Source organism: Streptomyces changchenzhani (assembly GCF_039766235.1).
Taxonomy (GTDB): domain Bacteria; phylum Actinomycetota; class Actinomycetes; order Streptomycetales; family Streptomycetaceae; genus Streptomyces.
In genome coordinates, this window is sequence record NZ_JBDHNH010000002.1 from 234,094 (window position 1) to 249,591 (window position 15,498).

Below are 15,498 nucleotides of genomic sequence, written 5' to 3' on the forward strand. Positions count from 1 at the left end.
ACGCGCCGCTCACCGCGCCCACGCGTCCGGCAGAGTCCCCGGGTGGATGATGCCGAGGCGCTGGGTGGCGCGGGTGAGGGCGACGTAGAGGTCGTTCAGGCCGCGCGGTGACCCGGTGCGGACTGCCTCAGGATCGACCACGATCACCGTGTCGAACTCCAGGCCCTTCGCCTGCCGGGGGTCAAGCAGCACGACGGGGCTTGTGAGGTCGGGGGCCTCGCCGTGGGCGGCGTCCGGGAGGGCGGCGGCGAGGGCGGGGAGCAGGGTGGCCGGGGCGATGACGGCGAGGCGCCCGACCGGGCCGTGCTCCGCCGCGGCCGCGAGTTCGCTCGCGCACTTGACGGCGCTCTCGGCGGCCGTCCGCACCAGCGTGTCCGGTTCGGCGGCCAGCGTCCAGGGGCGCACTCCGGTGGCGCGGACCGAGCTCGGCGGCTCGAAGGACGGGTCGGCGCCGCGCATCACGGCTGCCGCCGTGTCCATGATCTCGGCGGGCGTGCGGTAGTTGACGCCGAGGCGGGTGTGCTCCCAGCGGTCGTCGACGAAGGGTCCGAGGATCTCCTGCCAGGAGGCGCAGCCCGCCGCGTCGCCGGTCTGGGCGGGGTCGCCGACCAGGGTCATCGAGCGGGTCGGGCTGCGGCGCATCAGCAGCCGCCAGGTCATCGCGGACAGCTCCTGCGCCTCGTCGACGATGATGTGGCCGAAGGCCCAGGTGCGGTCGGCGGCGGCGCGCTCGGCGGCGCTGCGGTGGTCCTCCTCGTCGTGCCGGTCGGCGAACCGTTCGGCGTCGATGATGTCGTGCGCGGCCAGCACCTCGGACTCCTCCCCCTCGAACTCGAAGGTGCGCGAGCCGTACGACATGTCCAGGACGCCGCGGGCGTACGCGACCCGCTCGTGGTACTCCCTGGCCGCGGCGCGGCGGGCCGCGATGTCGTCATCGCCGAGCAGCTCGGCGGCCTCGTCGAGCAGCGGCACATCGGCGGTGGTCCACGGCGAGTCGCCGGTGCGCCGGATCAACTCGGCGTCGGAATGCGGCAGATGGGTGGGCTCGGCCAGATAGTCGGTGATGAACTCCTGCGGGGCGAGATACGGCCACAGCGTGTCGATCGCGGCGTGCACCTCGATGTCCCCGGCGATCTCCTTGCCGAGCTGCTCGATGTCGGCGGCGTCCAGGAGGTTGGGGCCGCCGTAGGGGTCGGCGCCGATCCGGTCGGCCAACTGCGCGGTGAGGGCGTCGAGCACGAAGCGGGTGAAGTGCGGCCTGGCCAGGTTGTGCGGCAGGCGGGTGGCGCGGGCATGGGCGCGGGCGTCCTCCGCCATGGCCCGCTCCAGGGACAGCGGCAGTGTCCCGTCCTCGTACGCGATATCGATGGCCTCGTCGGGCGCCTGCTGACGGTCGCGCACGGCATGGGCCAGCGCTTCCGCCATGGCGGCGCGGCCCTTGACCACGGAGGCCGCCGGGGTGTCGGCGGCGGTGGCCCGTACGCCGGGGAAGAGCTCACCGGGGGTGGCGAGGAGCACGCCGGTCTCCCCCAGTGCGGGCAGCACCTCGCCGATGTAGCCGAGGAAGGCCGGGTTGGGCCCGACGATCAGGACGGCGCGGCGGGCGAGCTGCTCGCGGTACGCGTACAGGAGGTAGGCGGCGCGGTGCAGTGCGACGGCGGTCTTGCCGGTGCCGGGGCCGCCCTCGACGACGAGGACGCCCTGGTGCGGGGCGCGGATGATGCGGTCCTGCTCGGCCTGGATGGTCTGCACGATGTCGACCATGCGGCCGGTGCGGGCGGCGCCGAGTGCGGCGAGCAGCACGGCGTCGCCGGCCGGGTCCTCGTGGCCGGTGCGCGAGGTGTCGCCGAGGTCGAGGATCTCGTCGTGGAGCACGGTGACCCCGCGGCCCCGGGTGGTGAGGTGACGGCGGCGGCGCAGCCCCATCGGCCGGTGTCCCGTGGCGAGGTAGAAGGGGCGCGCGACGGGGGCCCGCCAGTCGATGAGCAGAGATGTGCGCCCCGGGTCGTCCTGGCGGATTCCGATGCGGCCGATGTGATGGTGGCTGCCGTCCTTGAAATCGAGCCTGCCGAAACACAGGCCGGATTCCACGGAATTCATCGCGGCCAGCGTGGCACTCCGTTCGGTGACGCTCACCTCGCGCTCCACCCGCGCCTGCTGACCGTTGCCGGTCTGGCCGAAGGCCCCCCGCACGGCGGTCTCGGCGTGCGCACGGAGCGCGTCGAGGCGCTCGTACAGCCGTTGAATGAATTGCTGTTCATTCCGCAATTCCTCGGTTGACAATTCAGCTCCCGCCGGGTTAGTATGTGGCCATAAAGCTTCTCCATGACCTTTCTGTTTCCAGTCATGGAAGCGTTAAATATACGCAGAGAAATACCCCGGATGTCAATTCACCCGGGGTATTTCTTTCTGTGTCGGGGCGCTCCCGCCCGACGAAATCCGCTAGTTGGTCGCCGCGAGTGCGACCACATCCGCCAGCTCCGCCAGGAGCTTGCGCTTCGGACGGGCCCCGACCATCTGCCGCACCGGCTCACCGTCCCGGAAGACCATGAGCGTCGGCATCGAAAGCACCCCGTACCGCAGCGTCGTCCCGGGGTTGACGTCCACATCCAGCTGGACGACCTTCAGCCGGCCGGCCTGTTCCTTCGCCACGGCGCTCAGGACCGGCGCGAGCTGCCGGCAGGGCCCGCACCAGTCCGCCGTGAACTCCACCAGTACGGGCTCGCCCGACTTCAGTACGTCGTCCTCGAAGGTCGCGTCCGTCACCGCGTCCACACCCCTTGCCTGCGCCATCGCTGAACTCCCCTGCAGTTGTCGGACTTGCACGCCGTCCGCGTTGTCGGTGTTGTCGGTCGCTACTCGTCAGTGCGCGAGTTCGCACCGGGGCTCGGGGCCGCCGGGCTCCTGCGCCTCGGCCTCCAGCTCGGCGCGGGCGAGCTGGTCGCCGACCTGGACGCGTACGGCCTGCAACTGGCCGATCAGTGTGTCCAGGTCGGTGAGCTTGCGCCGATAGACCGCCAGTGAGGCCGGGCAGGAGTCGCCCGCCGGGTGCCCGGCCCGCAGGCAGTCCACGAACGGGCGGGTCTCCTCCAGCTCGAACCCGAAGTCCTGCAGGGTCCTGATCTGCTGGAGAAGTCGCAGGTCGTTCTCGTCGTACGTGCGGTAGCCGTTGACCGCACGCCGCGCGGGCAGCAGCCCGCGCGACTCGTAGTACCTCAGCGCCCGGGTGGTCGTCCCGGCCCGGTCCGCCAGCTCGCCGATTCGCATGCCCCGACGGTAATCCTTGACGTCGGGGTCAAGGCCAGTCGGTGGGCTCGTCGCTCAGCTCCCGGACGACCTCGAAGGGATCTTCCAGGTCCAGGTAGCGCAGGATGCGCAGCAGCCTGGGGTCCGGCGACAGGACCCGCACGGTGCCGCCCCGGGCGCGGACCAGGCGGCGGATCTGGACCAGCAGCTCAAGGCCGCTGCAGTCGACGAAGGTCACCTCGCGCAGATCGATGACCACCGGCCCGTCGGCGGGCCGGACGGCGTCGCCCACGCGTGGGGTGACCATGAGAGACATATGGAGATCCAGGTCGCCGGCGAGTGCCAGTACCAAGGTGTCCCCGACCACATACGTACGAACCAGTTCGTGCAAGACAGGCTCTGACACGACCCTCACCCCCAGGTTCTCCGTCACTCTGCAATTGCCGAAGTGACACACCGGGGTCTGGGATGGTCAGCACGAAACTAGTACTCGCACGGCGAGAAGAATCGATTGAGCACTCAAGGGCAACCCGTACGGGTGAACGAACAGGCTCGCCCTTGACTCCAACGGGGTACATCCAGTAGATCAGCGGGGGAAATCCAGCTGCCGCTCGACGACTTCGTGGGCCACCTCGTGAAGCTTCCGCTGCCGGGAGCGCGCGTACGCGCGCAGGGACTGGAACGCGACATCCGGGTGCACGTCCCAGCGGGCGGCCAGTATCCCCTTGGCCTGTTCGATCCTGACCCGGCTGGTCAGCGCCGCCCGCAGGCCCTCGGCCGATTCCGTCGCCTCACGCAGCGCCAGCGAGTGGGACAGGGCCAGCACCGCGATGTCCGCCAGCTGCTGGGCCAGATCCAGCGCCGCCCGGTCCGGGAGCCGCTCCCGCCCGAAGACCTGCCAGGCTCCCAGCAGTTCCTCCCCGCGGCGCAGCGGCAGCGCAGCCGTCTTGTCGATGCCGAAGGCCAGGGCCCGCGCGCTGAAGTCCGGCCAGCGCTCCCCGCACTCCAGGAGGTCGATCGCGTACAGCGGCTTCCCGGACCGCAAGCAGTCGAAGACCGGGCCCTCCTGCCGGTCCGCGGCGACCAGCGAGAGCAGTCGGGCATTCTCGTCCGAGGCAATGGCGAATCGGATGCCGCAACTGTCGGCATCGACGAGGATCGTCGCGACAGCCGGCACATCCAGCAGCTCGACGGACCGTTCACAGAACCCCTGGAGGAATCCCGGCACTTCCCTCTCAGCCGTGATCATCCCGGCGAGCTCGGCGGACGCCTCCACCCAACGATGTGCCCACTCCATGGTCGTCACCTTCGCTTGTCGTGAGCGAAGCCTACCCAGGGGTGGAAGCGGCAGCGAGGTCCGCCACTGCTCGCAACCCTCTAGCCACAGCCCCAACTTCCGCGAACATAGGACTACTTCAGAGAAGTGAGGAGACGTCAGTTGCCATGGGACGCCGAGGTCGGTGATCGTGGCGAAGATGTGCTTCCAGACTTCCCGGGACGGCGCGTCGACGGCGAGCGCCTACGGATCCAGGTGGGCGCGCAGCTCACTCGCCGAACTCAGTAGCACTGGGCTGCCCTTCGCCGACGTGGGGGCGACTGGCAACGGCCTACGGGCATCCGCCCGCCATTTCCAGAGCGCTCGACGCGAGGTCTGGACCGGGAGTAGTTGTTCCGCTTCGTGCGGTAATTACTGAACACCGGGCAGGGGCACGTCCACACCGGTACGGTGCCTGCCAGATGGGGAGTGACGCACCTAACTCGGATTCAGCGAGATGAATGGTGCGACTGTACGACTGGGGGACAAATGTCGAATATTTCGACGGCAATCGACGCCCTGCTGCGAGCCCGGCTGCGGCAGTTACCCGAGGTGCAACGCGAAAGTGAGCGCTGGCACACGCTCGGCGAGCACCTCGCCGAGTTGGAGGACGCGCTCGCCGATCTGCGGGCGCACACCACCATGGACGCCGAATTGGTGGCGGCCCTGACACTCCCTCAGCTGAGGGAGACCCAGCTGGCCATAGCGCAAGCAGCGGACTCATTCAGAGTGATCGCCTCCCGCTTCACCCGGACAACGGTCAACATCGGTGTGAGCGGCGCGGCGCGCATGGGCAAGAGCACCCTGCTGCAGTCGATCTCGGGCCTCGACGACAACCAGATTCCGACCGGTCACGGCATCCCGGTCACCGCGGTCCGCAGCCGGATCTTCCACTCACCTGCGGTGCGGCGGGCCGAGTTGGAGATGCACAGCCCAGAGAGCTTCCTCGCGGCGGTGATCTCCCCGCTGCACGCGGCGCTCGATCTCTCCCCCGTGCCGCGTACGGTCGCCGAGTTCCGCCGCTGGGTCTACCCGGAAGTCCTGCCGGACACCCGGGACAGGGTGCTGCTGACCCGGCTGCGTGAACTACACAGTGCCCTGACGTCGTACGAGCCGCTACTGACCGGCGGTGTCAAGACAGTGCCGCTGGAGGAGGTGCGGCCGTTCGTGGCGTATCCGACCCATGAGGAGATCACCAAGGCGGGCGAGCGGGTGGGGCGTGCCTATGCGGCGGTCCGCGAGGCCCGCATCGAGTGCGCCTTCCCGCATGAGCATGTGGCCAGGATCGGCATCGTGGACCTGCCGGGCCTCGGGGAGGTGGCCGCAGACGCCGACCGGCGGCATGTGGCGGGTCTGCGCAACGAGGTCGACGCGGTGCTGGTGGTCAAGCGCTCCTCCGACACCTCCTCGTTCTTCGACGAGACGGACACCGCCGGACTCGGCCTTCTCGACGAAGTACGGGGATTCGTGCGCAGCACCGGGGAATTCACCTACTTGGTGCACAACACTGATCCGGACAAGCCCCACCTCGCGGAGAACCTCCGCGGCGATCTGCTGCGCAATCTCAACGGAGGCGAACCGGACCGCTTCTTCACCGTCTTCGAGACCGACGTACGCGACGCGGAGCGGGTCGGCCTGGAGGTGCTCGGCCCCCTGTTGAAGCGGATGGCGGAGGGGCTTCCCGTCATGGACGCCGAGGTACTCGCCGGCACCCGCACCCAGGCCTCATCCGTACGGGACCGTACCCGCCTGCAGCTCACCGATCTGCGTCTGACACTCGACCAGGTGGCACGGCGGGCCGGAGTTCCGGAGGAAGTCAACGACGCCAAGGCCGCGCAGTTGCGTAGCGCTATCGCCAGGCGGTTGCGCGGGCTGGTTGCCGAACTGGCTGCGGAGGCGCACGGCTCAATAGTGGATCGGGGCTTTGGCGAGGCCCTTGAGAAGGCGTACGAGGGCGTACTCAAGTGGATCCAGGACGGCTTCGGCAAGGGTGCGGATGCCTGGCGGGAGGAGGCGCTGACCTGCATGATCACCGAAGGCCACGCGGCAGCGTTCGCAGGGCCGGAGTTCAGCAGGATCCGGGTCGAGATCAGCCGCCGGTTCGCGGCGCTGGACGACTTCTTCACGGCACGCCTCACCGCCGCCTGGGACCGTACGGCCGCGGTACTCGCGGCCGAGTGCGGGGTGCTCTTCCAGCACAGTGACAGCAGGCAGGCGGACAGTGTCTCCAGCTCCCATGACGCCGGCGCCACACCCGCCGCCCGACCCGGACGTGATGTCCTCGCCGAGCTGGCCGAACTGTTCGCCCGTTCCTCCCAGCCGTGCCCGGGCCTTGCCTCCGCGGTCAACAGTCTGCTGGACGTACGGCTGGAGTACCGCACCCTGCTCTACCCCCGGGTACGCCCTGACCTCGCTCCACTGAACCTCCAGGTCACTCACCCGGACACAGGCGAGCAGATGCAGCAGGTGGCGGTTCCCCTGACCGCAGAGGGTGCCGAGAACCTCCACGAGCTGTTCAACAGCCTTGCCGAGCAGGCGGCGTTCCGGATCCAGAAGTCACTGTCCCAGGAAGCCGCGGTGCCTGCAGCTGTCATCCACGCGCTGGTGGAGCAGTTCGAGGACACCCTGATCCGGTCCGGCACCTCCGTCATGGAATTCCGGCGGTTCGTCCGTTCGTACCGCAACGACCTGTGGCCGGCGGAGTTCAAGGGGATCGACGAGGCCAACAGCCGCTTCGCACGCGTGCTCCGCATTGCGCAGGACATCTCCAACGTGCTCAAGGAGGAGCAGCGGTGACGGACGAACACTCGGTCTTCGAGTACAAGATCGGCCTGCTGGCCCCCAGCCGCGTGGGCAAGAGCACGCTGATCGCCAGCCTGCTCACCGAGGGCCAGCAGCAGTTGGCTCAGGACTCCTCGGTGCACCTGCTCACTGCGGACCGGCCCACCAAGAACCGGCTGGCCGCCACCTACAACCTGGTCTCCGGGGCGCTCAAGGCCCGGATGTTCGAGCCAGGTCTCGTGCCCAGTACCAGCGATCCTTCCTGGTTCCGGCTGCTGCTGGAAGCACGGGGGCAGGACCTGCAGATCCGGTTCGACATCCTCGACTACCCGGGCGCATGGCTGGAAGGAGCCGGCGAAGGCACCGAGGACGAGCAGAAGTGGAACGAATGCGAGACGTTCCTCGCTGACAGCTCCGTGCTCATCCTCCCGATCGACTCGGTGCTACTCATGGACTCCGGTGACGACCACGCGCATCTGCTCGCCTCTCACCTCTCCGTGTTCCAGATCAACCAGGCCGTACTCAGATGGGCGAAGAACCGGCGGGAGCTGTCCGGTGAGCCCGCGATGATCGTGTTCTGCCCGGTCAAGTGTGAGACGTACCTGTCGGACAGCGGCAGTTTCCAGGATCACGCGGGTGCGCTGCGGGACAAGGTGGTCGACCAGTTCAGCGATGTTCTCAAGACGGTCCGGGACGCGGCCCCGCACGCGGCGGTCCGTTACCTCCCGATCGATACCTTCGGCTGTGTGGAGCTCGTCTCGGCCCACTGGATGCATGCCCAGGGATCTCCTGGCGGCGAGATGCTCGTGCCCAAGTACCGGGTCCGCCCACCTGGCCAGATCGTCCGGAAGGGACTGGATGACCTCCTCACCCTGTTGTGCCGCCAACTGGTAGACACCGCGCGGGCGCAGAGCGAGCGGGCGACAGACACGAGGCAGACAGCCGCTCTGCATTCGCGAAGCCACGCGGAGTTGAGGGAGGGCTTCTTCCGCGACCTGTGGCTGAGCTTCAACGGCGAACGTGACCGTCGCAGGCACGCCGCCGCCACCGACGAGAGGCTGTTCGCCATGTCGCAGCGGACCACTCAGTCGCTCTTCGACGTGCTCACCGCCCTGGCCGGGCGGGAGAGCGGGCCCCGTCTGCACCACCTGAGCTGACCGCCGAAGGGACTACCGTGCATGTCTGTCTTCGAACTCGCGGTGTGCCGCGCAAACTGGACTACGGCTTCCTCGGCGCCGCACCGGGAAGCCGCTGGTGGGACACATACTCGGAGCTCACCGCCACCGAGCGTCCCTGCTTGCTCGCCGTGACGTCGAAGGGCCGCTGGCGAGTATTGATCAGCGGGGTGCCCTCCACCCGAACCGACTCCGTGGGCACCCTTGTCTACTACACCCTGGTCCTCGACGGCTCTCCCTGTCCGTCCGGAACGGTGGGGGCCGGGCAGGACCGGCCCACGGTGCTGGCGCTCGCGTCACGTTGGCTGGACGACATCGCCCGCCACCCGGAGGGCCGCGGGGTGCTGTCTGAGCTCCTGGACGGCCTGTGTTCCAGCTCCGAGGTGGATCGGCTGCTGGCCGCCCGCCACTCGGAGCTCACCACCGAGCGCGCGGAGCTCACCGACCGGCTCGCCACCGCGCTGGCATCCCTGGAGCCCGTCCCGTCCGCCCCGTCCGTCCCGTCCATCCCGTCTGCGCAGGACACCGACGCCCCGTCTCCCGTCCTGCTCACGGAGCGCTGGATCGCCGGACGGACGGCACCGGGCGCCGACACGGCCTTCCTGGCCCGGCTGTCCTCGCTGCTGTCCGGGGAGGACGGGCAGGCACATCTGCTCAACCTGGTCTCGTCCGCCGAAGACATCACCACACTGCCCCAGAAGCCAGGGCTACTGGCCGTACTCATTGAGGGCGGCATGGTCGGCGACCCCGCGATGCCGGCCGAGGCACTTCCGAAGCTGCCTTCGGAGGTCGTCGCCAGTGCCCCAAAAGCACGGTGGCGGGCAGCAATGGTTCCCACAGCGCTGACTGCCTTGATCCTGCTGTTGGTGGGCCTGGCGCTGGTCGCCGGCAACTGGACCTGACCGAGCCGTTTCTGATTCAGGGCATGGAACGCTTCCACAGCCCGGAAAAGCACCAGATGCAAGTCTCGGTCGAACGCCGGGCACCGATGCGGCGTCTGACGTTCCTCTCCGCGGCCACCTATCAGAAAGAGTGGCTGAAGCCCGATTTCCTGCTGGCCTTCCGCTGTGAATTCGTCGCGAACGAAGCGCGGACCGGGCGCCCCGTCCGGGCCCTCCTTCTCGCCCGGCTGACCGTCCGCCGGGCCCGAATACTCAGTTACGAAACGGCCCGCTACGAATTGGACCGGGTGCAGGACCTCGACTTCGCCGTGTCTTTGGATGGTGAGACGGTGTACGAGGCATACGGTGCCCGGCCAATGGAGGAGGACAAGGGACTGGCTTTCAAGGACGAGGCCGGTTACTGGACCTGAGGTTCCCCCGAGATGCGGAGGGCGATGACAGCGGGTCAGATGGTTCTCATGAGAGGAACTCTGACCATGGCCGCTCCGAGGAAATATCCGCTGGAGTTGCGTGAGCGTGCGGTGCGGATGTATCGCACCGCCGAGCCGAAGCCCCAGATCAAGCGCCTGGCCATTGAGCTGGGGGTCCACCCGGAGGCACTGCGCGGCTGGATCCGCCAGGCCGAGGCCGACCGCGGCGAGCGCGACGACCGGCTGACCACCGAGGAGAAGGACGAGCTGGGCCAGCTGCGGCGGGAGGTGAAGGAACTGCGCCGGGCGAACGAGATCCTGCGCACGGCCTCGGCTTTTTTCGCCCAGGAACTCGACACGACCCGGCGCAGGTACTGACGTTCCTCAGCGAACGCAGTGACCTCGGTGTCGAGCCCGTACTCCGGGAACTGCACGTCCCCTCGTCCACCTACTACCGCTGGCGCCGGCAGGAGAAGGAGCCGTGTGAACGCCGCCGCCGTGACGCGGAGTTGACGACCAAGATCGAGGAGATCCATGCCGACTCCGGCGGGATCTACGGCTCGCCCCGCGTGCATGCCGTGCTCAAGCGCGAGGGCGTGGCCATCGGCCGCAAGCGGGTCGAGCGATTGATGCGCGAGGCCGATCTGGCGGGCCTCAGCCCACGCCGCACGGGCAAGGGCTTCACCCGCCGCGACCCGACGGCCACGCTCGCCCCGGACCTGGTGCAGCGGGACTTCACCGCTCCCGTGCCGAACCGGCTGTGGGTCACCGACCTCACCATGATCCCCACGGGTGAGGGACCGCTGTGGCTCTCCGCGATCCGCGACGCCTTCTCCCGCCGGGTGGTGGCCTGGGAGACCTCCGCCCGCGCGGACGCCGACCTGGTCCTGTCCTGCCTCGAGTACGCCCTGGCCAGCCGCGAGCCCGTGCCCGGCACCTTGATCCATCACGCCGACCACGGCTGTCAATACACGTCCATCAAGCTCACAACACGGCTGGTACGTGCGGGTATTGAGGGGTCGATGGGGTCCGTGGGCGACAGCTACGACAACGCCCTCGCGGAGAATCTGTGGATGCTGATCAAGACCGAGTGCGTGCGCGGACGCGTCTTCGTCACCCGGGCCGAGGCCAACCTCGCGCTGTTCGAGTACATCGACGGCTTCTACAACAGCCGACGCATCCAGAAACGCCTCGGCTACCTCAGTCCCATCGAGTTCGAGGAGAAGCACTACGCCAACCAGGCGACGACCGAACAAGCGAACCTGAAACCACGTCAACCCATCCTGACCAGCTGATCAGCACCTCCCGCACACCGGGGGAACCTCAACCACGATCCGCCCGATGATGTCCGCCCTGAAGCAGGCAGTGCGCCATGAGAATCCGTGACAGCGTGTCAGCCTGCCGAATGGTAGGGCTCATCGTCCAGAGCCGCTCGGGCGGAGCCAATGAAGTCTTTCAACCGCGCCCTGGCTTCGAGCACGTGCGCAGTGGCCGAGGGGAACTGGGGCAGGAGCCGACTCTTCGCTTCCACAGGGCTGTTCGGGCAGATCAGAGTCCGGATGGGGCACCCTGGGGAAAATAGAACCCGTTCACTTCCTGGTTGAACTTCCAGACTGCCTCCTTCACAGTCCCGAAGTCCTGCCCGGAGCGAAGGGAGGAGACGACCTCCCGATGGAGGTCGTCCGGGAAGCCGAGCGACAGGCACCTCTTCTCGGTGTCCGCCGCGATAGACACACGCAATCCGTCATCGGGAAAGATCAGCCAGCCCACCAGTCGGGTGCAGATCCACAGCAGACTGCGGGCATCCTCGCCGTAGCGCTCCTTCGCCACGGTGATCATCGGATCCGGCAGTTCGTGGAGGAGATAGTGCATGGCATGGGCGCCGTCCTCAGGGCGGAACCCGGTGATCTCGGGGAGGTTTGCCGCCGGGAGGCCGAGCCAGGTTCCGTACCCGCGTGCCCGACCGATCAGCCCGCCGGCCAGTCCGGGCGCCATGTGCTCCGACCGCGCGAGTGCGGCAAGACAGGCGCGCCACGCCAACCGCCAGAAGGTACACAGGGACAGCCGCATCCAAAGGCCGGTACGGGCCTGCTCCTCGAACCAGCGCGAGACCTCGTCGTCCAGGACGAAGACCTCACTTTGTATGACTTCCTGGTCGGTCCCGGCCGTTACGGCTTCGACGCGGTCGATCAGCATCTGCGGGAGCCTCAGCCCGGTGGCGAGTGCCAGCAGGCGCCGGGTACTCTCGGCCCGCTGTTCCGGTCGCAGGTGGGGGAGCATCGCCGGCGCAATCCCGGCCATGAGACCCAGCCGGAGGGCTGCTGCAGCGCTGGCGCCGAAGTCCGCCGACTCGCGCTCGCCCTGCTCCCGCTGCAGCTGCCCGGCGATCCGGTCCGCGTGACCGATCCGTACGACGGTGGCGTTGCCCCGCTCCTCGTTGGTGAGTTCACCCGGCGGGGCGACGACCGTCAGGAAGCGGCAGGCGTCCACGCAGATGCCGTAGTACTTCGCGATGTACCGGCCCCGCTCGGCGGAGTCCGGGTCGGCATCCGGGTACTGCTGCGCCAGCGACTCCATACGTCCCAGCCGGGCGAGCGTTGCCCCGAGCCGGTACGAACGGCGCAGCACCACGGCCGGCGGAATGGGGGCACTGTCCGGCGCGGGCAGCGGGGGATCCTGGTCCCACTGGGAGTTCTCCCACAAGACATCCCGCAGAGGCTTCGGTAGGGGCTTCGACTCCGGGTCCGACGTCCACTGCGGTTTTGGCAAACCGGGATTCTCCAGCGCGGAGACGGGAACGGCCCAGCCTCCCAGGTCAGCATGGGGATCGCGGGAAGCGGCGATTATGCCGAGCACCTCGTCCGGCCGGGCAGCGTCGACCAGCGGTGAACCCGATAAGCCCGCTGCGGCCTGCCCCGCCGCCAGCCGTAAGTAGCCGTCGCCGTCATGGCCCTCCAAGCGGAAGGAAACCGACGCCCCCTCGGGGGTCTCGCCGTCCACCCGGGGCGCATAGCCCCATGCCTGATACCGCCTGTCGACACTGAGCCGTCGCTGCGGGCTGAGCCGCAGCACCTCGTGGTGCAGGTCAGCTTCCAGCTCCAGCAGCGCCAGGTCGGGCATTGGCCACAACACACTCTTCGTCGGCGGGTCCGTATGGGCCACCACCCGAGCGAGCACCGGTTTGGAGCACAGGGACCGGTCGGGCACCACGAGGACCTTGTCCAGCGGGCCGCGCGCCATGGCGTCGTACACCACGTGCGCGCAGGTCAACACCTTGCCGTACGCGACAAAGAACCCAGTGCCCAGCGTGTTCCGCTGGTCGGAGGATTGCCCGTCGGGGGTGTCAAGTCGCACGATGAAACGCCGCGAGGAGCGCCAGTCGAGCTCACTCATGGTCAGGCTCCGGGGCCTTCCATGTCAGCCTGATATTCAGACTGGCCGCCCCTCCCCCTTCCACGATCAGCCCGGTGAGCTTGCCACCCTTGGCCGTCACCGAGAGCCCGAACTCGACGGTCGCCTCGGACGGCTTCACTTGGTCCCATGCCTGAGCGAGTTGCGCAGCCACTGCTTCGATGCACTCTCGGACCCCGTCGAAGGCCAAGGCGTGGCCCAGACTGGCGTGGCCCAGACTGACCGTCTGAGGTCGGCTGCCCCCTGCCACGCCCATGTACAGCTCCGTTGTGCCTGCGCGTACGAGCAACGGTTGTCCCGCCATGTTCTACGCCCCCCGAGTCGATTCCCCGGCCCCGATTCTGAGAGGTTACCGATGCGTATGTGTGCTCTTCGCATGAAGTCCGCCATATGAGTGACTGGGGTTCGCCCTGTTATGCGGACATCTGCGAACTATGCAACCAAGCCGGCGCTGCGATCAACCTTGCCCGCATCGACGCCCACCTCACCGATACGCCACGGGCCCACACCCGCACCAGCCACTTCGCAGCACTCTGCCCCGCCGAGCCGATGCTCGACGGGGCAAAGCAGGGGCCGAATTGACCGACAGTGTCCGGGTTCGGCCGGGCCCCTTCCGTACAACGGACCCGCGAGCGGCCGGCGCGCCTACACGCCGGCCGGGGCCTTGTCGCCGGTGACACCGTCGCGCGGCTCCGGGACGTCCTGCGCGTCCGCCTCATCGTCCTGCGCGTCCGCCTCGTCCCGCGGCGCGGGGTTGTGGTCGTCGACCAGGGTGCGCTCGTCGAACGGCACCTTCCCGGCCAGCACCAGGGCGACCCGCTCCTTGTCGATCTCCTTCGTCCAGGTGCCGACCAGCACCGTGGCCACCGCGTTGCCCGCGAAGTTCGTCATGGCGCGGGCCTCGCTCATGAAGCGGTCGATGCCGACGATCAGGCCGACGCCGTCGACCAGGTCGGGGCGGTGCGAGCTGAGGCCGCCCGCCAGGGTGGCCAGGCCCGCGCCGGTGACACCGGCGGCGCCCTTCGATGCGATGACCATGAACACGAGGAGCGAGATCTGCTCGCCGATCGCCAGCGGATTGCCCATCGCCTCGGCGATGAAGAGCGAGGCCATCGTCAGATAGATCGCCGTGCCGTCGAGGTTGAAGGAGTAGCCCGTCGGGACGGTGATGCCGACGACGGGCTTGCTGACACCCAGGTGCTCCATCTTCGCGATGAGCCGCGGCAGCGCGGACTCCGAAGAGGAGGTGGACAGGATCAGCAGGAACTCCCGGCCCAGGTACTTCAGCAGGGTGAAGATGTTGATGCCGGTGACGAGCTTGAGGATCGTACCGAGCACCAGGAAGACGAACAGCGCACAGGTGATGTAGAAGCCGATCATGATGACCGCGAGCGACTTGAGCGCGTCCAGGCCCGTCTCACCGACCACTGCGGCCATCGCGCCGAACGCGCCCACCGGTGCCAGCCACATGATCATCGCGAGGATGCGGAAGACCAGCCGCTGAATGTGTCCGATGCCGCGGAGGACCGGCTCGCCCGTGGAGCCCATCGCCTGCAGCGCGAAGCCCACGAGCAGGGCGATCAGCAGGGTCTGGAGCACCTCACCCTCGGTGAAGGCGGAGATCATGGTCTTCGGGATGATGCCGAGGAGGAAGTCCACGGTCGACTCGCTCGCGCCTGCCGCCTGCGCCTCGCCGGCGCTGCGGGCAGCGTCGGTCAGGTGCAGGCTGGAGCCGGGCTCCAGGATGTTGCCGACGACCAGGCCGATGGCGAGCGCCACGGTCGACATCACCAGGAAGTAGCCGAGTGCGAGCCCGCCCACGGCGCCGACCTTGGCGGCCTTGCGGACCGAGCCGACGCCCAGCACGATCGTGCAGAAGATGATGGGCGAGATCATCATCTTGATGAGGTTGACGAAACCGGCGCCGATCGGCTTCAGCTCGACGGCGACACCGGGGGCGGCGAAGCCGACGATGATGCCGAGGATGACTGCGCCGATGACGGCGAGATACAGGTAATGCGTGCGGTCCCGCCTTGCGGCTGTACCTGCCACGGGGTTCTCCTAGGGGGTGTCGTTCGGGTCAGGCCGGATCAGGGAGCGGGGCTGGGTGCCGTGGATCGCAAGGCGAAGGAGGGAGTCGACGCGGAGCGTCGGCGACCGACGACAACGCGGCGAGGCGCGGCCCGCCGCGGAGCGGCTGCTGTCACAGCAGCCCCGCGAGCCCGGCCTGACCCGAACGACACCCCCTGGTCCTGACG

14 protein-coding genes are annotated in these 15,498 nt (G+C 68.3%); 6 read left to right on the plus strand and 8 right to left on the minus strand.

The window, feature by feature from the left end; genetic code table 11:
• Window positions 1-9 precede the first annotated feature (9 nt).
• From ABCR94_RS09255 to ABCR94_RS09275, 5 genes are all read right to left on the minus strand, one after another.
• Window positions 10-2,268, minus strand: coding sequence for a HelD family protein (locus ABCR94_RS09255; protein WP_347118717.1), 2,259 nt, complete (start codon window positions 2,266-2,268; stop codon window positions 10-12).
• Window positions 2,269-2,442: 174 nt separating this feature from the next.
• Window positions 2,443-2,793, minus strand: coding sequence for a thioredoxin (gene trxA / locus ABCR94_RS09260; protein ID WP_347118718.1), 351 nt, complete (start codon window positions 2,791-2,793; stop codon window positions 2,443-2,445).
• 69 nt (window positions 2,794-2,862) lie between these two features.
• Window positions 2,863-3,267 (minus strand): MerR family transcriptional regulator, encoded by a 405-nt coding sequence (locus tag ABCR94_RS09265; protein WP_347118719.1) that lies wholly within the window; start codon window positions 3,265-3,267, stop codon window positions 2,863-2,865.
• Window positions 3,268-3,295: 28 nt separating this feature from the next.
• Window positions 3,296-3,652, minus strand: coding sequence for an STAS domain-containing protein (locus ABCR94_RS09270; RefSeq protein ID WP_347118720.1), 357 nt, complete (start codon window positions 3,650-3,652; stop codon window positions 3,296-3,298).
• A gap of 180 nt (window positions 3,653-3,832) precedes the next feature.
• Window positions 3,833-4,543: an ANTAR domain-containing protein gene (locus ABCR94_RS09275; protein WP_347118721.1), complete on the minus strand. Its 711-nt coding sequence runs from the start codon at window positions 4,541-4,543 to the stop codon at window positions 3,833-3,835.
• 507 nt (window positions 4,544-5,050) lie between these two features.
• Here ABCR94_RS09275 and ABCR94_RS09280 point away from each other — a divergent pair.
• The 6 genes from ABCR94_RS09280 to ABCR94_RS09305 are packed head-to-tail and all read left to right on the plus strand — an operon-like array spanning window position 5,051 to window position 11,124.
• Window positions 5,051-7,357, plus strand: a complete 2,307-nt coding sequence (locus tag ABCR94_RS09280) for a hypothetical protein (RefSeq protein WP_347118722.1) — start codon at window positions 5,051-5,053, stop codon at window positions 7,355-7,357.
• Window positions 7,354-8,499 carry a hypothetical protein gene (locus ABCR94_RS09285; protein ID WP_347118723.1) on the plus strand — a complete coding sequence of 382 codons (1,146 nt, stop codon included), beginning with the start codon at window positions 7,354-7,356 and terminating at the stop codon, window positions 8,497-8,499. The genes ABCR94_RS09280 and ABCR94_RS09285 overlap by 4 nt, the downstream gene beginning before the upstream one ends.
• 44 nt (window positions 8,500-8,543) lie before the next feature.
• A complete protein-coding gene (locus ABCR94_RS09290) occupies window positions 8,544-9,419 on the plus strand; it encodes a hypothetical protein (RefSeq protein ID WP_347118724.1) in 876 nt (291 codons plus the stop codon).
• Between the two features lie 23 nt (window positions 9,420-9,442).
• Window positions 9,443-9,829 (plus strand): hypothetical protein, encoded by a 387-nt coding sequence (locus tag ABCR94_RS09295; RefSeq protein ID WP_347118725.1) that lies wholly within the window; start codon window positions 9,443-9,445, stop codon window positions 9,827-9,829.
• A 48-nt stretch (window positions 9,830-9,877) separates the two neighbouring features.
• Window positions 9,878-10,207, plus strand: a complete 330-nt coding sequence (locus ABCR94_RS09300) for a transposase (RefSeq protein ID WP_347116874.1) — start codon at window positions 9,878-9,880, stop codon at window positions 10,205-10,207.
• A gap of 50 nt (window positions 10,208-10,257) precedes the next feature.
• Window positions 10,258-11,124 carry an IS3 family transposase gene (locus ABCR94_RS09305; RefSeq protein WP_347118397.1) on the plus strand — a complete coding sequence of 289 codons (867 nt, stop codon included), beginning with the start codon at window positions 10,258-10,260 and terminating at the stop codon, window positions 11,122-11,124.
• Window positions 11,125-11,377: 253 nt separating this feature from the next.
• Here ABCR94_RS09305 and ABCR94_RS09310 read toward each other — a convergent pair whose 3' ends face one another.
• The 3 genes from ABCR94_RS09310 to ABCR94_RS09320 form a co-directional block, all read right to left on the minus strand.
• Window positions 11,378-13,222: a trypsin-like peptidase domain-containing protein gene (locus ABCR94_RS09310; RefSeq protein ID WP_347118726.1), complete on the minus strand. Its 1,845-nt coding sequence runs from the start codon at window positions 13,220-13,222 to the stop codon at window positions 11,378-11,380.
• Complete coding sequence (locus ABCR94_RS09315) at window positions 13,215-13,496, minus strand: CU044_2847 family protein (RefSeq protein ID WP_347118727.1); 282 nt, start codon at window positions 13,494-13,496, stop codon at window positions 13,215-13,217. The genes ABCR94_RS09310 and ABCR94_RS09315 overlap by 8 nt, the downstream gene beginning before the upstream one ends.
• Before the next feature lie 389 nt (window positions 13,497-13,885).
• Window positions 13,886-15,292 carry a cation:dicarboxylate symporter family transporter gene (locus ABCR94_RS09320; protein ID WP_347118728.1) on the minus strand — a complete coding sequence of 469 codons (1,407 nt, stop codon included), beginning with the start codon at window positions 15,290-15,292 and terminating at the stop codon, window positions 13,886-13,888.
• Window positions 15,293-15,498: the final 206 nt, after the last annotated feature.